The sequence below is a fragment of the Bradyrhizobium sp. T-1 genome (genome assembly GCF_053592855.1).
In genome coordinates this window covers 6,520,302-6,543,415 of sequence record NZ_CM132115.1, presented here as the reverse complement: position 1 = coordinate 6,543,415, position 23,114 = coordinate 6,520,302, and the positions used below count along the sequence as shown (strand labels likewise).

General features: G+C 60.2%; 20 protein-coding genes and 2 pseudogenes. 17 read left to right on the top strand and 5 right to left on the bottom strand.

The annotated features are described in order from the left end of the window. The first annotated feature begins 75 nt into the window (after window positions 1-75). Window positions 76-900, top strand: a complete 825-nt coding sequence (locus ACWAT4_RS31410) for an ArdC family protein (protein ID WP_449728915.1) — start codon at window positions 76-78, stop codon at window positions 898-900. A 214-nt stretch (window positions 901-1,114) separates the two neighbouring features. Here the strand turns inward: ACWAT4_RS31410 and ACWAT4_RS31405 are convergent, their stop codons facing one another. Next, window positions 1,115-2,098 (bottom strand): cysteine synthase A, encoded by a 984-nt coding sequence (locus ACWAT4_RS31405; protein WP_449728914.1) that lies wholly within the window; start codon window positions 2,096-2,098, stop codon window positions 1,115-1,117. A 503-nt stretch (window positions 2,099-2,601) separates the two neighbouring features. Here ACWAT4_RS31405 and ACWAT4_RS31400 point away from each other — a divergent pair. The 12 genes and pseudogenes from ACWAT4_RS31400 (at window position 2,602) to ACWAT4_RS31345 (ending at window position 15,074) form a co-directional block, all read left to right on the top strand. Continuing rightward, window positions 2,602-3,831, top strand: a complete 1,230-nt coding sequence (locus ACWAT4_RS31400; RefSeq protein ID WP_449728913.1) for a site-specific integrase — start codon at window positions 2,602-2,604, stop codon at window positions 3,829-3,831. Next, the gene (locus tag ACWAT4_RS31395) at window positions 3,828-5,204 is read left to right on the top strand and encodes a tyrosine-type recombinase/integrase (protein WP_449728912.1); all 1,377 of its coding nucleotides are present in this window, start codon (window positions 3,828-3,830) and stop codon (window positions 5,202-5,204) included. The genes ACWAT4_RS31400 and ACWAT4_RS31395 overlap by 4 nt, the downstream gene beginning before the upstream one ends. Further along, entirely contained in the window at window positions 5,201-6,205 is a 1,005-nt protein-coding gene (locus tag ACWAT4_RS31390; RefSeq protein ID WP_449728911.1) for a tyrosine-type recombinase/integrase, read from the top strand. Before ACWAT4_RS31395 ends, ACWAT4_RS31390 begins: the two co-directional genes overlap by 4 nt. A 92-nt stretch (window positions 6,206-6,297) precedes the next feature. After that, window positions 6,298-6,432: pseudogene (locus ACWAT4_RS31385) on the top strand (antirestriction protein ArdC); the annotation flags it as partial. Between the two features lie 134 nt (window positions 6,433-6,566). Next, window positions 6,567-8,684 carry a ParB/RepB/Spo0J family partition protein gene (locus ACWAT4_RS31380; protein ID WP_449728910.1) on the top strand — a complete coding sequence of 706 codons (2,118 nt, stop codon included), beginning with the start codon at window positions 6,567-6,569 and terminating at the stop codon, window positions 8,682-8,684. 372 nt (window positions 8,685-9,056) lie between these two features. Next, the gene (locus tag ACWAT4_RS31375) at window positions 9,057-10,046 is read left to right on the top strand and encodes a DUF7146 domain-containing protein (protein WP_449728909.1); all 990 of its coding nucleotides are present in this window, start codon (window positions 9,057-9,059) and stop codon (window positions 10,044-10,046) included. A 171-nt stretch (window positions 10,047-10,217) separates the two neighbouring features. Then, on the top strand, window positions 10,218-10,589 hold the full coding sequence (trbK-alt, locus tag ACWAT4_RS31370; protein WP_449728908.1) for a putative entry exclusion protein TrbK-alt: 372 nt from the start codon (window positions 10,218-10,220) through the stop codon (window positions 10,587-10,589). Further along, entirely contained in the window at window positions 10,586-11,812 is a 1,227-nt protein-coding gene (trbL, locus tag ACWAT4_RS31365; protein WP_449728907.1) for a P-type conjugative transfer protein TrbL, read from the top strand. Before trbK-alt ends, trbL begins: the two co-directional genes overlap by 4 nt. A 92-nt stretch (window positions 11,813-11,904) precedes the next feature. Next, on the top strand, window positions 11,905-12,588 hold the full coding sequence (gene trbF, locus ACWAT4_RS31360) for a conjugal transfer protein TrbF (protein ID WP_449728906.1): 684 nt from the start codon (window positions 11,905-11,907) through the stop codon (window positions 12,586-12,588). Next, window positions 12,585-13,619 carry a P-type conjugative transfer protein TrbG gene (trbG, locus tag ACWAT4_RS31355; RefSeq protein ID WP_449728905.1) on the top strand — a complete coding sequence of 345 codons (1,035 nt, stop codon included), beginning with the start codon at window positions 12,585-12,587 and terminating at the stop codon, window positions 13,617-13,619. Before trbF ends, trbG begins: the two co-directional genes overlap by 4 nt. Then, window positions 13,616-14,827: a TraB/TrbI/VirB10 family type IV secretion system protein gene (locus ACWAT4_RS31350; RefSeq protein ID WP_449728904.1), complete on the top strand. Its 1,212-nt coding sequence runs from the start codon at window positions 13,616-13,618 to the stop codon at window positions 14,825-14,827. The genes trbG and ACWAT4_RS31350 overlap by 4 nt, the downstream gene beginning before the upstream one ends. Before the next feature lie 4 nt (window positions 14,828-14,831). Continuing rightward, window positions 14,832-15,074 carry a DUF2274 domain-containing protein gene (locus ACWAT4_RS31345; protein ID WP_449728903.1) on the top strand — a complete coding sequence of 81 codons (243 nt, stop codon included), beginning with the start codon at window positions 14,832-14,834 and terminating at the stop codon, window positions 15,072-15,074. Here the strand turns inward: ACWAT4_RS31345 and ACWAT4_RS31340 are convergent. The 4 genes from ACWAT4_RS31340 to ACWAT4_RS31325 all read right to left on the bottom strand — a co-directional run bounded on the left by ACWAT4_RS31340 (window position 15,044) and on the right by ACWAT4_RS31325 (window position 18,742). Beyond that, window positions 15,044-16,000 carry a LysR family transcriptional regulator gene (locus tag ACWAT4_RS31340; protein WP_449728902.1) on the bottom strand — a complete coding sequence of 319 codons (957 nt, stop codon included), beginning with the start codon at window positions 15,998-16,000 and terminating at the stop codon, window positions 15,044-15,046. The genes ACWAT4_RS31345 and ACWAT4_RS31340 overlap by 31 nt on opposite strands. Window positions 16,001-16,086: 86 nt before the next feature. Continuing rightward, a complete protein-coding gene (locus tag ACWAT4_RS31335; protein ID WP_449728901.1) occupies window positions 16,087-16,719 on the bottom strand; it encodes an acyl-homoserine-lactone synthase in 633 nt (210 codons plus the stop codon). A gap of 84 nt (window positions 16,720-16,803) precedes the next feature. Continuing rightward, window positions 16,804-17,532, bottom strand: coding sequence for a LuxR family transcriptional regulator (locus ACWAT4_RS31330; RefSeq protein ID WP_449728900.1), 729 nt, complete (start codon window positions 17,530-17,532; stop codon window positions 16,804-16,806). A 451-nt stretch (window positions 17,533-17,983) separates the two neighbouring features. Beyond that, complete coding sequence (locus ACWAT4_RS31325) at window positions 17,984-18,742, bottom strand: SDR family NAD(P)-dependent oxidoreductase (protein ID WP_449728899.1); 759 nt, start codon at window positions 18,740-18,742, stop codon at window positions 17,984-17,986. 412 nt (window positions 18,743-19,154) lie between these two features. Between ACWAT4_RS31325 and ACWAT4_RS31320 the strand changes: the two genes are divergently transcribed. The 4 genes and pseudogenes from ACWAT4_RS31320 (at window position 19,155) to ACWAT4_RS31305 (ending at window position 23,100) form a co-directional block, all read left to right on the top strand. Then, on the top strand, window positions 19,155-19,949 hold the full coding sequence (locus ACWAT4_RS31320) for an alpha/beta fold hydrolase (RefSeq protein ID WP_449728898.1): 795 nt from the start codon (window positions 19,155-19,157) through the stop codon (window positions 19,947-19,949). Window positions 19,950-20,186: 237 nt separating this feature from the next. Continuing rightward, window positions 20,187-20,411: pseudogene (locus ACWAT4_RS31315) on the top strand (response regulator transcription factor); the annotation flags it as partial. A gap of 662 nt (window positions 20,412-21,073) precedes the next feature. Next, a complete protein-coding gene (locus ACWAT4_RS31310; protein ID WP_449728897.1) occupies window positions 21,074-22,213 on the top strand; it encodes an ATP-grasp domain-containing protein in 1,140 nt (379 codons plus the stop codon). Then, window positions 22,210-23,100, top strand: a complete 891-nt coding sequence (locus ACWAT4_RS31305) for a succinate--CoA ligase subunit alpha (protein WP_449728896.1) — start codon at window positions 22,210-22,212, stop codon at window positions 23,098-23,100. The genes ACWAT4_RS31310 and ACWAT4_RS31305 overlap by 4 nt, the downstream gene beginning before the upstream one ends. Window positions 23,101-23,114 lie beyond the last annotated feature (14 nt).

Below are 23,114 nucleotides of genomic sequence, written 5' to 3'. Positions count from 1 at the left end.
GAGTGCGGGCCGGGTCTGCCGCGACGGGTTGAAGATCGGAGGAGAGGCTTCCGGTGCCCGTCGCGGAGGACCGCGATGCCTGGACATACCGCCCGAGTTCGCGCCGGCAAAGACCGCGCGAGCCTTTACACCGAAATCACCGACAAGATCATCGCCGAGCTGGAGGCAGGCCGTATCCCGTGGGTGCAGCCATGGGGGACGGCGGCGCTCAAGGCGCCGCTCGCCATGCCGCGCAACGCGTCGACGCAGCGCGGATATTCCGGGATTAACGTGCTGATCCTGTGGGGTGCCGTTAGCGAGCACGGCTTTTCCGGACAGAGCTGGCTCACTTTTCGCCAGGCGCTTGGGCTTGGCGGTTACGTCAGGAAGGGCGAACGGGGAACGACCGTCGTCTATGCCGATCGCTTCACCCCGGACGACGAACGTCGGCGCGCCGCGGAGGCCGGTGAAGAGCCGGGCGCCATCCCGTTTCTCAAGCGTTTTACCGTCTTCAACACGGACCAGTGCGATAGCTTGCCCGAGGGGGTCGCTGCCTCGGTCGTCCCGGCGCCACCAGATCAGGTTGAGCCCCGAGCCGAGGCGTTGATCGCCGCCACCGGCGCGGATTTTCGCATCGGCGGTGTGCGCGCCTACTACAACACGGTGGGCGATTTCGTGCAGGTGCCGCCACCGGCTGCCTATTTCGAGCCGATCAACTGGCACCGGACCGCATTTCACGAGCTCGGTCATTGGACCGGCCGTGCGTCCCGCCTCAACCGCGACCACTCGGGTTCGTTCGGCTCAAAATCGTACGCGCGCGAAGAACTGGTCGCCGAAATGGCTGGCGCCTTCGTTTGTGCCTCGCTCGGTATCGTGCCGACCGTGCGTCACGCCGACTACATCGGTGCCTGGCTCGAGTAATGGCGAGCTCGCCATTACTCGAGTAATCCGCAGCAGCTCATAATGTGAAGGAGACTTTGCGGATCTTCGTCCCAGCAGCGAACTGCCGTGTGATGGCGATATTTTGCTGCGCATTATTTTGCTGATGACATCCGCGGCCGTTACTTCCATCAACTCTCAGCTAACGTTCGCTCGCAGCGGCATCGCTCGCACGCCGCGACGGCGATCAGTGGCCTCACTTCATCCAAGACGGTAGCGGCAGGCTCTTCTTGCGTAGGAAGTCCGGATTGAAGAGCTTGGACTGGTAACGCTGGCCACCATCCGCGAGGATGGTGACGATGGTCTTGCCTGGACCAAGATCGCGTGCAAGCCGCACGGCCCCCACGATGTTGATCGCGCTTGAACCGCCCAGCACCAGCCCCTCATGCTCGATCAGGTCGAATAAAACGGGTAGCGCTTCCTCATCAGTGATTTGGTAAGCCATGTCGATCGGTGTGTCCTCAAGGTTCTTCGTCACACGTACTTGACCGATACCTTCTGTGATCGAGTCACCTTCTGTCGTCAGCTCACCCCTGGTAAACCAATTGTAGAGAGCGGCGCCCATTGGATCGCTAAGTGCAATCTTCACGCCGGGGTTACGTTCCTTGAGGGCACGCGCAACCCCACCCAAAGTCCCGCCACTGCCGACGGCACATGTGAAGCCGTCAACCTTTCCGCCCGTCTGCTCCCAAATTTCGGGGCCAGTTGTGCGATAATGGCCATCGCGGTTGGCGACGTTGTCGAACTGATTTGCCCAGAATGCGCCCAGTTCCTCAGCGAGGCGACCGGAATAGCGAGCATAGTGGCCGGGGTTGGAATAGGGCACGGCGGGTATCAGGCGCAGATCGGCGCCGCAAAGCCGCAGCATGTCCTTCTTCTCCTGACTTTGCGTGTCGGGCATCACGATCACGGAACGATAACCGCGCGCATTGGCGACAAGCGCAATGCCAATGCCGACGTTGCCGGCTGTGCCTTCCACGATGACGCCGCCCGGCTTGAGTTGGCCGCGCTGCTCGGCGTCGTCTATGATGGCTAGGGCCGCACGATCCTTGATCGAGCCGCCCGGATTAAGAAACTCGGCCTTGCCGTAGATGTCGCAACCCGTGATGTCCGACGCCGCGCGCAGCCTGATCAATGGCGTATTGCCAATGGTTTCTAGAAAGCCAGATCGAACATTCATAGGTGGGCCCCGGCCAAACAGTGGTTTTGTGCTATTATTGTAGGGATTTCGGCAACCTCTTTGTCGCGCGGTATGCGAGATTGGCAATCTTGTTGTTTTGGACTTCCCGTTACCAACGACATAGCGCGCGGACCTGCTGAAGCAGAGAATAGGATCAGTAGAGCCATTTTTTTATGCGTCGTACAATCTTCGTTTTTCGACGCCGCGGCTGCGGGTCACTTCTGCAATCGGCCATCACGTCGACCCCGGGATGTGTGTTGATGGGGCTTGGCCTGCTGGGCGTGCATCCAGTCGGCGACCTGCTGCGCCTTGCTCGCGGCGGTGAAGATGGCGCGTTTGTCGGACCGCAAGACGTTGAGTAATCAGCAGCAGATCACAATGTGAGGGAAGATTCTTAGCGCGTTCGGCTTGTGGAGATCGGCGAAAGAGCCTCACGACTTGCTGCGCATTATTTTGATCGTGACACCCTCGGCTGTTCATCAAACACAGTTGAGGAAGCCTTCATGCCACATGGATACGGTACCCTTGTCGCGGAGCTTAACGATGCGCTGACGCGACAGCGATATAATCGAGTTGCAGTTCACAACTATTGCCGCAACGCCGACTACTTTCTTGCGTATCTGGCGGCGCGCAAAATTGCTCTTGAAGCGGTCACGCCGGCAGACGTAACGAATTATCTGCGCTTTGCGGTTCGACAATTTCGCAAACATCATGCCCGTGCTCCAGCTCGCTATTGGATAGGCATTCCCAGATCAGGAATCCACGCGCTGCTGAAGCTCGCGTTGAAGCGCTGGCCACCTGAACCTGCGGCCACCGATGCTGGCGAGCGGCTTTGTCGAGAGGTATGCGATCAGTATCACACATGGCTGCGGGAGGAACGTGGGCTCGCCATGGCGTCGGTCGACGCCTTGCTGTGGGAAGCCCGAAATTTTTGTGCCTGGCTCATCAAGCATTCGAACGCCAGTTTTGCAGACCTGACCGTCCGCGACCTCGATATCTACATGGACATGCGGGCTCGCGCGCTAAAGCGGAAATCCTTGAAGGATGTCGCTGAGCGGCTTCGGTCGCTGCTGAAACATCTTCACAGGACGGGTCGCATTGCGGTCGATCTCTCTCAGCATATTATTGCCCCGCTGCTCTATGCGTATGAAGGCATCCCATCCGCGTTAAGTTCGGATCAGATCTCGATCGTCCTGGAATTTGTCCGAAAAGACCGGTCGCCGATGGGCTTGCGCGACCATGCCATCCTCCAGCTTCTGGCGGTCTATGGCTTGCGTGCCGGTGAAATAATCCGGTTGCGACTGGAAGATGTCGATTGGCGCCGCGATGTTCTGCACATCCGCCGCTCCAAAACGGGTGATCGTTCTCGGCTGCCTTTGTTTGAGACCGTCGGGGAGGCGCTGATCGATTATCTCCGGCACGGCCGCCCTGAAACTGATGCGCGGGAAATCTTTGTTCGCACCCGCGCACCCTACGTTCCCATGGTGCGCATTTATAGCGAAGTCAGCCGGCGGATCGAGGCGGCAGGCATCACACTAAGCGGCAAGCGCGGCCCGCACATCTTCCGGCATGCACGTGCAGTCAGTCTGCTACGGGCGTCGGTCCCGCGAAAGCTGATCGGAGACGTATTGGGTCATCGCTCAATGGAATCGACGATCCCCTACCTGAAACTTGCCACGGAGGACCTGCGCGCAATCGCCCTAGAGATCCCGGGACAGGAGGTGCGCTCATGAACGCTTGGCCCGACACCGATGGCAGAACGATTGCCCGTTATCTTGGTCAGCTCCGGCTACGCCGCTCGACCACTCCGATCTATTACCGTCAGGCGCTCCGAACCTTCCAGGAAGTGGTTATCCGGGATCAGTGCACACCCGGTCAGATTGGCCGAGAAGTGCTCGAAACGTGGTTGCGCGAATATGCCATGCACTGGCCCATGGCGACGCTGCTGCATCGCGCCCGCATCGTCAATCGCTTCCTCGACTTCCTCGTGGGGGAAGCGCTGATCGTCAGCAATCCCATTGCTGATTTGCGTGCCGAGTACCATGCGAAAAGCGACAAGGCGATCGTCCGGTCGCTGCTCGCGCCCGATCCCGAACAGGCACTCGAAGCGCTACGGCAGTTCCCACCGTTCGGCAGTGTTCTCGGCGACCTCATGCGCAACCACATCACGCTGATGCAGGCGAGAGGTTATCGCTATCAGACGCAGGCCCGCTGGTTCTGGCGGTTCGATCGCTTCTTGCAAGCGCATCCGGAGTTGGCGGGAGAGTCAGTGTCGATCATGTTGCAGCACTGGGCGGCCGCGCGATCAACCGCCAACCATGCCGCCGAATGCGAAAAGCTCGCTCGCGCCTTGGCCAAGGCACAGCATCATCTCGATCCCGGCATCAAACCAAGGCGTCCGGATCCCCGTCCCGCACAGCAGGTCGCGAGCCAATGGCGTCGGCCTTATATTTACAGCCAGGAAGAGGTTCGTGGTCTCCTCGATATCGCTCGAGCTTACCCCTCTCCACGTTCACCGTTGCGGCCGATCAGCCTCTACACCATGCTGGTCCTGACCTATTGCGCGGGATTGCGGCTGGGAGAACTCGTACGCCTGAACCTTGCCGACATCGATCTTCAGGTCGGCGCGATTACCATCCGGGAGACGAAATTCTTCAAATCGAGGATCCTGCCGTTGGCTGACAGCCCGCTGTCGGCACTGCGGGAATATCTGGAGGCGAGGCGCAAGGCAAAGGTGCCACAAAGCCCTGAATCGGGCCTGTTCTGGCACGATAAGGGTAACGCGCGCTACACGTCGCACGCCATCGCCGGTTGCCTTGTCGACATCCTGCGGCGCGCCGGACTCAAGCCGGCGAAAGGCAAAGCTGGCCCTCGCATCCACGACCTGCGTCACTCGTTTGTCGTGAACCGCATTCTCGAATGGTACCGCGCCGGCATCAATCCGCAGGACAAGCTTCCATTCCTCGCGACATATTTGGGGCACCGCGATATCCACTCGACGCTGGTTTACATCACGGTCACCCAGGAACTCCTTCAGCAAGCAAACGAACGCTTCCGGACGTTCGCGTCACATTGCCTGCACGCGTCAGAGAGGGTGCAGCCATGAGACCGGTCGACCCGTTCCCGAGGCTGCTTCACGCCTTCTTTTACGAGTGGATGGTTCAGCAGCGAAATGCCTCTGCGCACACCGTTCGGTCCTACCGTGACACATGGCGCCTGTTCCTCAGGTTCGTGGCTCAACGCCGACGCCGGGCGGTAGCCCAGCTCACACTGGGCGACCTGACGGCCTCCGAGGTCAAGGCCTTCCTGCAACACACCGAACAGGAACGCGGAGATACGATCGGCACACGCAACTGTCGCCTGTCCGCGTTGCGCAGCTTCTTCAGCTTCATTGCTGATCGTGAGCCGACGGCTATCGAGCAATGTACCCAGGTTCTGCACGTACCCATGAAGAAAGCGCCGATCCACGCGCCGTGCTATCTGGAGCCCGAGGAGGTCAAGGCCATTCTGGCCCAACCCGATCGATCGACGATCGAGGGGCAACGCGACCACGCACTCTTCTCCTTCCTCTACAATACCGGCGCGCGCATCCAGGAGGCACTCGATGTTTGCCCGCGGGCTATCCGGTTCGACTCGCCAACCTGCGTGCGTCTTTATGGCAAGGGACGAAAAGAACGACTGAGCCCTCTTTGGCCAGAGACCGTGTCGCTGCTAAGATCGCAGCTCATGCGACGGCCGAGGGCCGACGACGAGCCGATCTTCGTTAATCGGTATGGCGTCCCGCTCGGCGCATCGGGTGTCCGCTTCAAACTAGCGCAATACGTCGAAGCGGCAGCGAAGATCACGCCCAGCCTGACTTCGAAGCATGTAACACCTCATAGCTTCCGTCATGCGACGGCGGTGCATCTGGTGGCGGCAGGTGTTGACGTCACTGTGATCCGAAGCTGGCTCGGCCATGTCAGCCTCGACACCACAAACCACTACGCTCAGGCAAATCTGGAAACAAAGCGCCTGGCACTGGAACGCCTCGAAAGCCCCTCACGATCGACAAAGCGACCATCGTGGAAACAGGACCAGAGCGTTCTCGCCTGGCTCGATACCCTTTAGCGGCAAGGAAATAATGTGGAGGAGATCGCGCACTATCCCGACATAACGCCGGAAACGTGGTGCTCCTTCACATTATAGTCTGCTGCTGATTACTGGAGGTGCTGCGCGAGGATAATCGCGCCCTTGTGCGCGCCGCGAGTGCGGCATCGAAAGCCGCCGATTTCCTGCTCGCCTTTCTGCCGCCCGCGATCGATTCCATCGTTGAGGGCAATGAGGAGGCCGCGTGATCCATCCGCACGTCGTCTCAGTGTCCGCCTACAGTTGGTGCTGCGCGTCAGAGAGTGAGAGGCGCGCCAGCTTGTCTGTGACGGGTAGGAGGTCGAGAGAGAGTCTTTCGGCCGCCCGTCGTGGAGAAACCGACATGGCAAGCGCCGTTCAGAAAATCAAACTCAGTCCCTCCCGCGATATCCCCTTCAACAAACTGGTGCTCAGCCAGTCCAACGTCCGCCGCGTGAAGGCCGGCGTCTCGATCGAGCAACTGGCGGAGAGCATCGCTCAGCGCACGCTGTTACAAAGCCTGAGCGTCCGTGCGGTCGCCGATGCCGACGGCCAGGAGACTGGTATGTTCGAGGTGCCGGCTGGTGGACGCCGCTACCGCGCGCTCGAACTGCTGGTCAAGCAGAAGCGTATGGCGAGGACGCAACCTGTCCCCTGCGTTATCAGGGATGGTGGCATCGCCGAGGACGATTCCCTTGCCGAGAACGACGAGCGGGTCGGCCTGCACCCGTTGGATCAGTTCCGCGCGTTCAAGGCGTTGCATGACGGTGGCATGAGTGAAGAGGATATCGCCGCGCGGCACTTCGTCTCGCCAGCGATCGTCAAGCAGCGCCTGCGTCTGGCATCGGTGTCGCCGAAGTTGCACGACGTCTATGCCGAAGATGGCATGACGCTCGAACAGCTGATGGCCTTTTCCGTCACGGCCGACCAGGCGCGTCAGGAGCAGGTCTGGGATAATGCCAGCAGATCCAGCAACGACGAGCCATATCAGATCCGGCGGATGCTGACGGAGAACACCGTGCGCGCTTCCGACCGTCGCGCCCAGCTCGTCGGACTTGACGCTTACGAGCAGGCCGGCGGCACCGTTTTGCGGGACCTTTTCGAGCACGATGACGGCGGCTGGCTTCAAGATGTCCCTTTGCTCGACCGCCTCGTGACAGAAAGGCTCAAGGCCGAAGCCGAGACCATTGCCGCCGAGGGTTGGAAGTGGATTTCCGTTGCCGTCGATTTCCCCTACGGCCATGCGACAGGCCTGCGCGAACTGGAGGGCAAACCTCTCGACCTGTCCCCTGACGAGCAGGTCACCATTGACGCGCTGAACGCCGAACAGGCCAAGCTTGAATCCGAATACCAGGATGCCGACGAATTGCCCGACGACGTCGATCAGCGTCTCGGTCAGATCGAGGCTGCACTGACGGCGCTCGAAGACAGGCCGGTGCTCTACGATCCCGCGGAGATTGCCCGAGCTGGCGTATTCGTAAGTGTCGATTCCGAAGGACGCCTCTCGGTAGGCCGGGGTTACGTCCGGCCAGAGGACGACCTGCCGTCAACCGACCCTGACGTCGGCCAGAGCACCGATACGTCATCAACCGAGGGACGCGACGCCAGTTATTCCGTTCAGCGTACGGTGGTTTCGGTGGCAGGTGCGCCGGTCGAAGCCGACGAGGATGATGACGACGTGACGAGACCATTGCCGGATCGATTGATCACCGAGCTGACGGCGCATCGTACGCTGGCGTTACGTGATGCACTGGCAGAAAATCCCGCCATCGCGTTCCAGGCGGTATTGCACAACTTCGTGCTGACCGCATTTTACGGGTTCTCGTCTTCTGGAAGCTCTCTTGAGATCGGACTTCGCACGCCGACGTTTCCCGCTCAAGCCCCCGGGCTGAGGGAAAGCGAGTCCGCGAAGGCCGTTGAGGTTCGGCACGAGTCCTGGAAAGCACGATTGCCGAAGGGCGAGAACGATCTCTGGGATGCGCTCACAGCTCTCGATGGTGACGCTCAGGCGTCCCTGTTCGCTCACTGCGCATCATTTGCGGTCAACGCTCTCTACGAGCAAGCCAACCGCTACAATCAGGGTCATGTCTCCGCCCACGGCGTCCGCACGCGTCTCGACCAGGCAAATGTGCTGGCGCGCGCGGTCGGGCTCGACATGGTGCAGGCCGGCTGGCGACCGACCGCCGACAACTATCTCGGCCGGGTCACCAAGCCTCGCATTCTGGAGGCGGTGCGGGAAGCGCGGGGTGAATCTTCCGCACAACTGATCGACCACTTGAAGAAAGCTGACATGGCCAAGGAGGCTGAGCGGCTTCTCGATGGTTCGGGTTGGTTGCCGGAACCGCTGCGTCTCGTCGATCCCAGCGTGTCGTCGGCGGAGCAGGAGGGTGAAGCCAGCCCACTGCCCGAATTCCTCGCCAACGATGAGGATCGGGAGAACGCGGGCAACGACGACCCGCAACAGCTCGACGCGGCTGAGTAACACAGAGCGGGACGGCTCCGGCCGTCCTGCAGTTGCTTGGGGACCGGTGTGTAGCGCCGGTCCCCATTTTTATTGGCGAGGGCTGAGAGGGAGAGCTGGGCCGGGAAGGGTTTGAGCCGTCGGGTCAAAGGAGAGCGCCTGATGGTTCGACCCGTTCCTGCTCTCCCGAGAAATCCTGTCATGACCGAATCTCTTGCTGGCGGCGCTGCCGCCGCGCCGCTCTCGATGCGTGCCACTGCTACTCTCACCTCCGCGGCCCTTATCCTGGAAGCTGCGGATGTTCGTGCCCACGGACGCAAGCGGCATCGGGATACTGACAAAGGTGCTCGACACCTACCCGGTCGCGCGCGTCAGTGAGCGGGAGGCCGCGTGATGTCACCCGACGCTTCCGAACTGGCACGCCGCCTCGCGCGCGAGGCCGAGGCCGTGTGCCGATATTATCTCTCCAATGGCAAGCGCGCGGGGCGATATTGGGTGGTCGGCGACGTCCATAACACGCCGGGGCGCTCGATGTTCGTGCGGCTCCAGGAATCACCTAAAGGCCCCGCCGGCAAGTGGACTGACGCTGCGACCGGCGAGCATGGCGACCTCCTCGACATCATTCGCGAATGCCGGCGTTTGCGCGACTTCAGCGAGGTCAGCGAGGAAGCGAGGCGGTTTCTGAAGCTGCCTCGCCCCGAGCCGCTGCTTGCCTCGAAGCCCAATCGTTCGCTTGCGCCGGTCGGATCGCAGGAAGCAGCCCGTCGGCTCTTTGCGATCTCAAGTCCGATCGAAGGCACGGTGGTCGAGGCGTATTTGCAACGCCGCGGAATAGCACGCGTCCACCATGGCGGCAGCCTGCGCTTCCATCCTCGTTGCTACTATAGACCGGATGAGCATTCTCCGACCGAAACCTGGCCGGCGATGGTTGCCCGCGTCACGGACCTTAAGGGGCGGATCACCGGCGTGCATCGAACCTGGCTCGATCCAGACGGCTTCGATCGGGTGCGGCTCGGAAAGGCTCCGATCGACACGCCACGACGGGCTATGGGCGACTTGCTCGGCAATGCCGTTCGGTTCGGCGCGGTGGACGACGTGCTCGCTGCCGGCGAGGGTCAGGCCGAGACCAGCGTGCTGTTCGAGCTCATCAGTGCACGCTACGAGCGCCGCTCGATGCTGATCACCGCCAATCAGCCATTCGGCGAATGGAATAGGGTCTTCCCGGATCCCGCCATGACCCTCGCCGCTATCGATCGCCTCGTTCACCACGCCACCATCGTCGAGATGAACGTCGAGAGCTATCGCAGACGAACCGCCCTCGAACGAAAACGCGGTCCAGGACGGCCGCCATCGCACGCGACACCTAAAACCGTCGCTGATTGACGCTGCGCGACAATCAGAGTTCAACAAAACTCTTGCGCGCGACAATCATCGCGGCAATCATCATCAGGCCGCGACACTGCCTCGCCATCCTAATTGCCGCGCACTTCCTACCCAGATTGCCGCGCTACAGGGACAGGGCTATCAATCCCAAGACGTGCGGATGTTCCACTGATGAGCGATACAGGTCCATTCAAAGCGTTGTCGCTACTGACAACGATCGGAATACTGGTCGTTGCAGCCTGCACGATCCAGCTTCGTCGTGGAGAAGATACGTCTGCGCCGCCAAAGGCAGAGCAGACCACGGACGTCGACGGTTCCGACATCGCGCGTTGTCGCACCATCACTTCGGAGGATGCGGCAGGTTATCAGCATTGCCAACAAATCTGGGCCGAGAACCGGCGTCGCTTCTTTGGCAAGAAGGAAAGCACTGCCGCGTCTCGAGGACTCGATCCAGTCGCGGGCCGGGTGCTCGCGCCGAAGGATCAAAGTCGGATACCGCAAGGATATCCGTCCGTGGCGCTACCTGAAGCGAGCAAGCCATGACGGGTACCGGCATCATCGATCAATTCCTGGAGACGTTTACCCGTTATATAGATAACGGCTTCGGTCTCTTGGGTGGCGACGTCGGATATCTCGCAACTACACTTGCTGCGATCGACATCACGCTTGCCGCTTTGTTCTGGAGCTGGGGGCCGGATGAGGACATCATCGCGCGCCTCGTCAAGAAGACGCTGTTCGTTGGCGTCTTTACCTACCTGATCAGCAATTGGAACAGCCTGGCGCGCATCGTCTTCGAAAGCTTTGCGGGTCTTGGGCTGAAAGCGTCCGGCACAAGCCTGTCGGCGGGAGATTTCCTGCGACCGGGAAAGATCGCCCAAGTCGGCCTCGATGCCGGCCGGCCGATGCTCGACTCGATCTCCAGCCTGATGGGCTACATCAGCTTCTTCGAGAATTTCGTCCAGATCGTCGTCCTCCTGTTCGCGTGGGTCGTGGTGCTGCTCGCCTTCTTCATTCTGGCGATCCAGCTCTTCGTCACCCTGATCGAGTTCAAGCTTACGACGCTGGCCGGCTTCGTACTCATTCCCTTTGGCTTGTTTGGAAAGACCGCCTTTGCGGCAGAGCGGGTGTTGGGCAACGTCATATCCTCAGGGGTCAAGGTCCTGGTCCTGGCCGTCATCGTCGGCATCGGATCGACCCTGTTCTCGCAATTCACCACTGGTTTCGGCGGCGCACAGCCAACCATTGAAGACGCGATGACGCTGGTGCTCGCGGCGCTCTCCCTATTGGGCCTCGGTATCTTCGGTCCAGGTATCGCAAACGGCCTGGTGTCGGGCGGACCCCAACTCGGCGCCGGCGCCGCGATTGGAACAGGCCTTGCTGCCGGCGGCATTGTTGCGGCAGGCGCAGGTGTTGCCGCCGGCGGTGCTGGTCTCGCTGGCGGCGCGATCGCAGGCGCCGCGCGCGGTGGCGGCGCTGTTATGAGCGGGGTATCAGCCGCGTATCGAAGCGGCGGCCTTGCTAGCGTCGCAGAGGCTGGCTCTTCGGCTGCCATGAGTCCTTTACGTCGCGCAGCGGCTGCCTTCGGAGGCGGGCAAGCGGGCGAGCAGGCCGCCAGCACCTCGGCTGAAGGGCAGCCCGATTGGGCGCGCCGCATGAAGCGTGCCCAGACCATTCAACATGGGGCGTCGGCAGCTGGCCACGCCGTCCGCTCGGGCGATCACGGTGGCGGCGGATCCTCCGTCGATTTGTCCGAAGGAGAGCGCTGAGACGCACCACGGGGCCTACGCCACACAGCAGTGCCTCAAACCCTTTCATTGCACGACTTGAAACCGATCACTTGAGCTCAGGGGCACTATCGATGTTCAAACGACCGTCAGTTCACTACGGGCGCATGCCTGAACCGATCACGCCTTATCAAAAGGCAGCGCAGGTGTGGGACGAACGCATTGGATCCGCGCGCGTGCAGGCCAAGAACTGGCGCCTGATGGCGTTCGGCTGCCTCATGCTGTCAGCCGGTCTCGCTGGTGGGTTGGTCTGGCAATCGAGCCAAGGCTCGATCACGCCCTGGGTTGTCGAAGTCGATCATCTCGGTCAGGCCCAAAGGGTTGCACCGGCCAACATCGACTATCAACCGACAGACGCTCAGATCGCCTATCATCTGGCGCGCTTTATCGAAGATGTTAGGGGCCTCCCCGCGGACGGCATTGTTCTGCGCCAGAATTGGCTCCGCGCCTATGATTTTGCGACCGATCGCGGCGCCGCAGCGCTCAACGACTATGCGCGCAACAATGACCCCTTCGCCAAGTTGGGCAAGGTGCAAATCTCCGTGGACGTTTCCAGCGTCATCCGCGCGTCCTCAGAAAGCTTTCGGGTCGCTTGGACCCAACGCAGTTACGACAACGGCTCGCTGAACTCGACCGAGCGATGGACTGCAATTCTCACGATCGTGATCGAGACGCCGCGCGATGCCGAACGCCTGCGCAAGAATCCCCTTGGCGTTTACGTCCGCGCCATCAACTGGTCAAAGGAGTTGAGTCAGTGACCAACACGCCGTCCAACGTTCATTCGAAACATCCCTTCGTGCAAAGCAGGCTCAATTCGCCTCGGCCCAAGTTCGTGACCGCGAAACGAGCATGTCTGCACGCTCTCCTGCTTTGTTCTTCGATGCTCGGTGGGTGCGCGACCTCCATTCCGCCGGAGATCAGCTATGACGCTGAAGTTCCTCCACTGCCGTCGCCCCCAGTGGCTCTCGACGACAGACCGCGACCGCTTCACGTTCCGCCGCTCTGGAAGCCAGCTCTCGGCGGCCAATCGGGAGGGAAGGAAGAGCCCGAACCCGCGAGCCGGGTTGAGACGGCAAACAGCGCGGCCCGGGTCGAACCACGCAAACGGGGGTATTTCAATGCAGCGCAAATCTACGCTTACAGTCCCGGGGCGCTCTATCAGATTTATGCCGCACCGGGGCAGATCACGGATATTGCGCTCGAGGAAGGAGAGCAGTTGACGGGATCAGGGCCCATCGCGGCAGGAGACACCGTACGCTGGGTCGTGGGGGATACCGAGAGCGGGAGCGGTGACACGCGCCGCGTCCACATCCTGGTCAAGCCGACCCGCGCATCGATCGAGACCAATCTCGTCGTCAATACCGATCGGCGCACCTACCTGATCGAACTACGTTCCCGCGAGCGGCCACACATGCCATCCGTCGCCTGGTACTATCCGGAAACCGTGCGCGAGCGATCGCGTTCGATCGCTCTGAGACCTGTGCTTCCGGATCCGACGCAGCGCGTTTTACGCTACGCAATCGAAGGGGATAGGCCACCCTGGCGGCCGACTGCCGCATATGACGACGGCCGCAAGGTCTATGTCGAATTTCCGCAAGGGATCGTACAGGGCGAGATGCCTCCGCTGTTCGTCATCGGCGCAGACGGCAAGACTGAACTGGTCAACTATCGCGCGTACGGAAACGTGCTGATCGTCGATCGGCTATTTGCAGCCGCCGAACTCCGGCTCGGCGGTGAGCACCAGCAGAAGGTCAGGATTGTCAGGACCGACGGGAGGCCGTCGTCATGAACATTCGGAATGAAAACAATCACGAGCAAGCAGCTCCGCCGGAGGCACAAGGGGAGCAGTCCGAAGGCTTCCGCTTGAGAGCGGAGCGTCCGCGCGTGGCACGGTTATCGCGGAAGGTCCTGGCCGGGGGGAGCGCGGTTGCTCTGCTTGTGATCGGCGGAGCGGTGCTGTGGTCGCTGCAGAACAATCGCTCCCGCAATCAAGCGGCCGATGAGCTTTACAGTACCGACCATCACAATGTTGCCGACGGTATTACGACGCTACCGAAGGACTATGCTGGCGTTCCGCGCCAGCCAATCCCGCAGCTTGGTCCGCCGCTTCCCGGGGACCTCGGTCGACCGATCCTTGCCGCTCAAGGGCAGTCGCCGACGAGCGGCGCTGATCCGGACCAGCAGCGCCGGGATCAGGAGACCGAGGCAGCCCGCATCAGCCATCTGTTCGCCTCAACAAATGGACGAGAAGTGCGTCCGTCCGCCGCTACGGCTGTTGCAGGCGAGCGCGTCGTGCCGCCGAACGCAACGAGCACTGGCGACGATGGATCTGCACAAAACGGTCAGGACCGCAAGCTTGCCTTCGTGAATGCTTCTGTGGACCGTCGCACGGTAAGCCCTGACCGCGTCACCAGGCCAGCTTCACCATACATCGTGCAGGCCGGAACGATGATTCCGGGAGCGCTGATCACCGGGATACGATCGGACCTGCCAGGCCAAATTACCGCACAGGTAACCGAGAATGTTTTTGACACGCCGACCGGTCGCTTTTTGCTTGTGCCTCAGGGGGCGCGTCTGATCGGCATCTACGATAGCCAGGTCACTTTCGGCCAGTCCCGCGTCCTGCTGGTCTGGACGCGGCTGATCATGCCGAATGGACGTTCTATCGTTCTCGAGCGGCAGCCTGGTACTGACACCGCCGGCTATGCCGGCCTCGAAGACCAGGTCGACAATCACTGGGGTGAGCTATTCAAGGCTGGGGCACTTTCTACGTTTCTGGCTGTCGGGACCGAACTAGGGGCCGGCTCTGACACCAACAGCAACGACAGTGCCATCATCCAGGCATTGCGGCACGGCGCCTCGGACTCACTGAACCAGACCGGACAGCAAGTGGTTCGGCGTAGTCTCAACATCCAGCCCACGCTGACCGTGCGACCTGGTTTCCCGGTTCGCGTTGTCGTCAATCGCGACCTCATACTTGCGCCGTACGGAGGATAGGGGGATGTCCAAGCTTAGAATAGGAGCACTGCCTGACGACAAGCCCGTCAAGGTCACCACTGAACTTCCGGCATCAGTGCATCGGGATCTTGTCGCCTATGCAGAGGCCATGGCACGCGAAAGCGGGCAGCGGATCGATCCGGCAAAGCTAGTCGCGCCCATGCTGGCCCGCTTCATGGCCACTGACCGCGGATTTGCAAAGGCACGGCGAACCGGTCATTCTCCGAGAGCCGGAGGTGAGGGATAGCGTTCTGCCAGCAGATCGAGGAAACGCTTCAGTGCCGGATTTTCATTGTCTTCGCGCCAATGCGCATAGAAGTCCAACCGGCTTGGTCCCGTTCCGTCCTGAAGCTCTCGATACACCAAGCCGGCAAAGCTCGCTCCAATGTCCGATTCCATCACGAGGCTGAGCCCCATGCCCATACTTATCAGGCTCTTGATGATACCTCGGCTAACGTCATGGCGCTCGATCTTAGGACGATCCTCGGGTAGTACGAGCTTCGAGATCAAGAGATCCTCAAGCTCTCGTCCGGGATCATACTGACTCAAAAGGATCGTTTCGTTACGCAGATCGGTCCAGTAGACGATATCGCGTGCTGCCAAGCCATGATCCTGAGGCAGCGAAATCAGGATGCGTTCGCTCCAGAGCGGTAGTGCTTTGGTGCCCTTCGAAACGAGACGTCCGGGGCTGACGACCACATCGACGGTCCCGCTACGAAGGGCAATCATTAGACGTAGGCGAGAGCGTTCCATCGTTGTCAATTCGATCTGCGGCAGCCGCTTCTTGAATTCCCCTAAGGTAGCCCGCAAATTACCGGTAGAAATGGAGGTGCAGAAGCCCATCGTAAGGTGACCGGTTTCGCCGCGGCCATTAGATAATCCTGTGTCGACGAGTGCATCAACCTGTTCCAAAATCAACCGCGCGATTCGCAGAACCGCGCGGCCAGCGCTGGTAGGTTTGATCCCTCCGCTAGAGCGATCAAACAGTGGACACCCAACTAGATACTCGAGCTGGCTAATGGAACGACTGAGAACAGTGTGTTTGATGGAAAGCGTTTCTGCGGCTCGTCGAAAGCTTCCGTAGTCGGAAGCGGCTACGGCTAATCGAAGCTGTTGCAGCTCAATAGCCCGTGCCGCATGCCGCCAATCATCTCTGTTGTCAGATTCCGTCATTGCTCGTAGCTCGTAGCAAACCGCGACATACCGCGCCCACCGCTACGCGCGGGGGAAATGAATTTCGTGGGATGAGGCGGATGGTTCTAGGCGGCCGCGAAGATTACTGGCGTCCAAAGAGCCGGCATTGAGAGACCGCCAGCCCTACGAAGATTGGATAGAATCTCACTCGAAATCGCAAGGTAACCCGCCACGGCTGAGGTGTTGCCAATCGCGGCAGGAGTGCCAATGCGTCGCAGGGGCCAACCGGCTCGTCGAAGGATTCTTTCCATTCGGGCATCCGTGACAGTAACGATGTCAGTGAGCTGCCGCGAAAGCCCAAACTCGACCATTCCCGCAAACAGCTCGTAAGCGGCACGAGTGATGCCGTGATCTCCTTTTGGCGCTTCGGCCGCGACATCGATCGCGAATCTGCTACTTTCCCAAACTTGAGGGGCTGACGGCGCTGGTCGACCTTCAAGAAGCGTGGGAAAGGTGTCGCGAAGCATGGTTGGGCCGAGGGTAGGGAGGAGGCGAACGGAACCTTGCACTTGGCCGCTATGAGACATCTGCACCAGGTAGGTGGGACTCAATGCGTCAAATTCATCAACTTCCATGTCCCCGCTGGTTTGAACGTCCCACGCCATGCGGAGCTTGAAAACACGATGCCGCAATTGATGCATCTCGACGAGAACGCCGGAAAATTCGCCAAACGAAGCTGGTGCGATCAGTTGAATCATAGTCCCTCCAAAAGTGTTCAAGTGCTCTTTTGAAGCGGGATTCTTGATTAGATTCATCACCTGCAGTTGCAGGGGGCGCGAGCCCTATTTTTGCTTTCTTTTGTTCGCAGCCGCCAGGAGCGTCACCGCTTGTACGACAGTCCGCACACCCAGCTTTTCCTTCGCGTTCTCTAGGTAGTATGCGACGGTGTTGCGCGAGATGCCAAGGATGCATCCAATTTCCCAAGCGCTTTTCCCCCGCGAAGCCCATTCTAGGCACTCGAGTTCGCGCGGAGACAAGCGTATTCCATCTACATCAAGTTCTTTCGCGAGCTTACGGCGAACGTGCGCATGGAAGTACATTGCCATAAGCTGAAGAACGCGACCGTATGATTCAATGCGCTCTTCAAATTGCGGCCGTCGCTCGTTGACAGCAAAGGTCAGTGCCGCGACTGGACCGTGCCCATCGTGAATGGGGACTGTAAAGCCAAATCTGATTCCGAATTGCGCGGCTTCATCGAGGAGATGCTGCTGACTCGTCGACATGAATCTCGATCGGACATCAATTCCCCATCGGAAGGGTTCGGGGGTCTGAAGCGCCTCTCCAATAACGGGATCGATGATTTGATAATTGTTGCGCAAATAATGCGCCGTCCACGGCGAGGGGTATGTGGAGATCAGGCGCGGAGTGCCCTTTTTTCTTCGCTGGAGAGCGAGATAGGCGAAACAAGATAGATCCATAGCGCTGGCTGTATCTGCCATAGCCTTGGAGAAGTCTCGAATGTCTTCCGCGGACGACAAAAGGTCGATGAAATTCTGGAATACTCTGTGCATTTCACAGCCTGTGGTAAGCGTCTAGATCTAGTGGAGAGTCTCTGGAAACGTTGATCGATCAGCCCCCTAAAACGGTCTGCGTATGCTTGCGCGGTAAGTAGAATCCAATTGGCGCGTTCGGCGGCTTCCTGGGGGGCGCACGTAGCAAGGGCAATGCGAACGATCACAACGGTCGCGGCGTCACTGACGCACATCGAAGCGCCGCGGCCGCTTCCAGTCTTCCCATGGTGCGGGCTTACGAAGAGGTTGCGCTGTACGAATGCCTCTAGTTCTCGCGTGATGGGGACGATGCTGACTAGCTCCGACGGTTTCTAGTTCACGAAGAACGAGTCTAGCTAGGTCCAGTGCCTACTAGTTGGCGTCACCCGACACGCTGTCGACGCCGCGAGCGGGCCGCTGATGTTTTCGGAGATCGTCCATCAACGCAGTGCCCGCTGCCTCAGTCCCGAATTCAGCGAACGGTGAATCCGCCGTCGACTGGAAGGGCGACGCCCGTCATGTATGACGACTCGTCGCTGGCAAGGAACAGCGCTGCCCTGGCCTGCTCCACTGGCTCCGCAAAGCGGCCGATGGGATGATCGGCGAGCATTTGTGCGCGGAGGGCATCATTGCTCTTCAGCACGTTGTCGAACATGTCTGTCATCGTGCCGGCAGGACACAGAGCGTTAACGCGGACGTTCTTATCGGCCAGTTCCAGGGCGGCAACTTTGGTCAGACCGATGACTCCATGCTTAGCGGCTCGATATGCGGCGCTACCTGGATGCGCAACGAGACCGCCGATTGATGACGTGTTGATGATCGATCCGCCACCCGATTTCAGGATCGCTGGAATCTGGGCCTTCATGGCTAGGAAGACACCGGTCAAGTCGACTTGGATAACTTGATTCCAGATTTCCTCATCGAAGTTTTGAATGTCACTGCGCGGATGACCGATGCCGGCATTGTTGAACGCAATATCGAGTCTACCCCATTTCTGAATCGCGGCATCGACTAGCTTCTGGTGGTCCCCAAGCTTCGTGACGTCGCCGGCAATAAACACGGCCTCGCCCCCGGCAGCGGTAATATCCTCTATCACCTTGTCCCCGAGATCCGCTCGACGTGCAGATGCCACTATTTTGGCCCCTTCAGCCGCGAACAACTTCGCGGAGGCTGCGCCGATACCAGCGTTGGCACCGGTGATGATAGCGACCTTGCCCAACAATCTTTTCACGTTTCGCTCCTACATGCGTTTCGCCAAGTTGGAATTAGTTTGAAATTGACGCGCGGCTTCTGAATTGGTCGCTGGATCGACCGGACCGCTAAGTCAGAGAGAACGAATGCATCTCCGGGAGAGCAAGCTTCTCGCTCTGGCCGTAGGTTAGCCCTAGCTGACGGCTTCGGCATGTTCGCGTGCGGTCCCTCATCGTACTCGGCATACGAGTGCTCATTGATGTGCGGCTGTGTTCATTCTCAAGCAGACCTCACTTCTATTCAGGCGTGCCGCGGCTCGCAGGCCGTGCGTCTGACGAAAATGAACGCGTCATTTGCCGAACCGGAAGCTTGACGCAATCCGCCATAGGTGTCAATCAACCGGTTGAAAGAAGATGGTGCGAAGCAGGTTTGAACGATAAGGAACATCAAAGATGTCTTATGCTAAGAGCTTTGACGGAGCTCGGTTGTGGTTTGACGTTCACGGCCAAGATGGTGACCCTGTCCTTCTCATCGCAGGAAATGCTTGCGACCACACCGTCTGGAGCTCCGTAGTTACCGAGCTTTCCAGTAAGCATCAGGTCATTGTCTACGACCATCGTGGCACAGGGTTGAGCGAAGCGAACTTTCCCGCGCAATGGTCAACACGGGACTTCGCGCGTGATGCAGCGACAATAATGCACGCCGCGGGATTCGACCGGGCTCATGTCTACGGCCATTCAATGGGTGGGCGTATCGCCCAATGGCTTGCAGTGGACTATCCGCAACGCACATGCGCATTGATCCTGGGTGCATCTTCAGTCGGCGACAAGCATGGCGTTCCGAGGCCAGCCGACGCGACGGCGGCAATTGCGAGCAACGATCCAATCACGCTGCAACGCATGTCCTTTACGGATGACTGGATTGCACAGAATCCTGAATCGGCGGCGACTGGCGCGCCCAATCCTTGCTCCCTTGAAGCTTTTATGGCCCATCTCAAGGCATCGGCAAGCCATGATGCATGGGACGCTTTGCCATCGATCACCTCGGCGACGCTTGTGATTCACGGGAGCGAAGACCAAATCGCCTTAGCGAGCAATGCAGAAATTCTTGCGAAGAGGATACCTGGTGCGCGCCTATTGATCGTCAACGGTGCTCGGCATGTCTATTGGGCGGGGTTTCCAGAAGTGGGCGATGCAATATCGCGCTTTTTCCATGGGCATCGGCTTTGTCAGACAGCGCCATCGTGAATCTAACGAGATTGCATGGAGCGTCGCCAAGCTTCGATCGAGCTGTCATTCTGTCCGTGGCGGGCGCCGCTGTGTATCTAACCGCGCATTTCTTTATCTCGGCGGGAGTAGGCGCGCTACTTGTCCACAAACAGCGAAGGGGCGGTTTCCCGTAGCATCTGATCGCGCGACCGTCCGTGAACCTCTTGCGCCAGAAATTGCTGGATCGGAACCTACTGCTCAGGCTGTCCTCGCAACCTTACGCAACGTGAACGCGACGTATGCCTCGCCATTCTGCTTGGTTTCAGTTCTGAGGCCATAGCCCACGAACTCGCCATCAGCCTCAACAGTGTGCTGACATATCGTCGTCGCGCATATCAGCGGCTCGGCATCACATCGCAAAATGAGCTATTTGCGGTCGTGGTAGAACGCTTCACTCAGCAAGGCAGCTGCAGTTCATTCACTTTACGCGCGCTAAATTGATACCTCGTAGATTTTAGCAGTTCAGTTGGCATTAATTTGAAGAGTATGTGTAGCGTTGCGACGTCTCACGCCGCGGCGCGCCAAGCGCGCAAATGACGGTCGCGTGTGCCTGATGGCATCTTTCGGTGCACCATTGGCGCGACGCGCTGGAGATGAGATCCTCGTACAACTTTTTACAGTTGCTTCGTTCGCGGCGGGCTGACGTCTGGATCGGATTATGAATACGCTGGCCACCGGGTGGTGACGTGGCATGCAATTGATCGATACCTCGGTCGTACGTGTGCACGTAGCCTGCACGGCCGAAGATAATCATCAGGATAGGGATCATTCACGACGGTGCCTGGCGAGCGAGATTGACGCGGCGGCGGGACCATACCCTGCCGGTCCCATCTCGCGTTCACGCCGGGTGAGGCGCACGACAATCTGCTGTGTGTACACGGGAAAGTTCGTCGCGATGTCGCCGCCGTAGCTCGACGCAGCAATTCGTCTTACGTGGACGTTGGGCCGACTCTGCCGCTGGAAACAGTGCGAGTCCTTTCAGCTCCAGAATAATGCATTATCTTGGCCGAAAACCGTAGTCGACTCAACCTCGTTCCGTCAAAACCTCCCGAATTCTGGCGATTTTGTTTGAATTTGGCATTGACCGCGCTCAGATAGAATGCATGATGCATTTTATGCTGATCACCGAAGCCCAGGGCAAGGCGTTACTTCGCGCCGCCGCCGTCCCCACTCCCTCAAGCTACGAGCTGCGGTCGCTCGAAGAAGTTCGCGGTTGCCGAATCGGCTTTCCTGTCGCGATCAAGGCGCAGGTGGCCGTCGGCGGTCGAGGCAAATCGGGGGGCATCCGCAAGGCGACTTCAACCTCCGAACTGGAAGTGGCGTTCGGGGCGATCATGGGGATGCGCTTTGCCGGCGAGGCACCAGCGTCGGTGCTCGTTGAGGCCTGGTTGGACATCGAGCGCGAGCTCTATCTCGCAGTCGCGATCGACAGCCGCGTTGGCGGCTACAACGTTCTCTACTCGCCGAGCGGCGGGGTCGATATCGAGGTTGGGCCTCCGCCTCTGAGCTATCCGGTCGGGCTGGCCCGTAATTTTCGCGCCCATGCTTTCCGCGCGCTGCTCGAGCCGGTCGAAAGCGACCCGAAGGTGCGCGAGCGGGTCATTTCCACTGCTCGCCGATTGCTCGATCTCGCGCAGGCAAACGAATGCACCACGGTAGAGATCAATCCGCTGGTCGTTTCCAAGGGCGGTGCGTTGATCGCCGCGGACGCCAAGATCGTCCTGGATGAAGCGGCGGACTTCCGCAAGGCTGCCACGGCATCCGCTATCGCCGCGTCACGCGACAAGGCGGAGCGCGACATCCGGCTCTGCGAAGAAGCCAATCTGATGCTGGTCTGGCTCGACGGCGAGATCGGGCTGATCTCGGGCGGTGCCGGCATGACGATGGCGGCGATGGACGCGATCGATGGCGCCGGCGCGCAGCCGGCCTGTTTCCTCGACATTAGCGGCAATCCGACGCCGGCGGGCTTCGGGCTTGCCTTCGACCTGCTCGACCGCGCGCCGAACGTGAAGGGCATTCTGGTCAGCATGTTCGGCGGCGGGCTGCACACCGATCGCGTGGCGAAAACGCTCGTCGAGCTGCTGGCGAGGCGAACCTCAGCGAAGCCGGTGACGCTGCGGCTCAACGGCACGCGCAGTGACCTCGCCACCACGATTCTCCGTGAGGCCGGCCGTCAGAACCACGCGACGCTGGAGTCCGCGGTCGCCGATATCATTAAGCGAGTGGCGGGAGCGCAGTCATGAGCATTCTTCTCGATGCCGATGCGCGCGTGCTGATCGTCGGTATCACCGGCAAATTCGGGACGTTCTCCGTCAAGGATCTCGCGCAGAGCCACACCAGGGTCGTTGCCGGCGTGGCGACGGGGCGCGGCGGCCAGGCGATTGAAGGCGTTCCGGTGTTTTCGAGCGTCGTCGAAGCGATGAAGGAAACCCACGCCAATGCCGCGCTGGTCTATGTGCCGGCCGTTGTCGCGCTCGATGCGGTGCTGGAGACGATTGAGGCAGGCTGCCCGCTGATCGCCTATCCCGGCGACGGCCTGCCTGTGTTGGACGCGATGGAAATGCGTGCTGCTGCGCTCGATCATGGCGCGCATCTGGTCGGGCCGAACTCGCCCGGTCTGATCTCGCCCGGCAAGGCCAAGCTCGGCTTCATGCCGTCCTTCTGCTACGCGCCCGGGCCGATCGGCGTGATCTCGCGCAGCGGCTCGCTGTCCTACGAGGCCTGCTTCCGCCTGTCGTCGGCCGGTCTCGGCCAGACCAGTGTCATCGGCATCGGCGGCGATCCCGTGCGCGGCGTCAACGCCGCGGAGGCGATCGCGCTGTTTCACGACGATCCGGAGACGCGCGCCATCATCTATCTCGGCGAGATCGGCGGTTCGGAAGAATACGCGCTCGCCGAATACGCCAGGCGGTCGGATGCGAAGCCGTCAGCGGCTCTCTTGGTCGGCCGCACCGCACCAGCCGGCAAGAAGATGGGACATGCCGCCGCGATGATCGGCTCCTACGCAGAAACCTGGGCGGCCAAGGTCGAGGCGCTCGATCGCGCCGGCGTCGTGATCGCGCGCGATCTCGACGGCCTTGCCTCCGCCGCCGCATCGGCATTGGCCCGCGCCATGAAACCCGCAGCTTGACAAAACTCAACTCG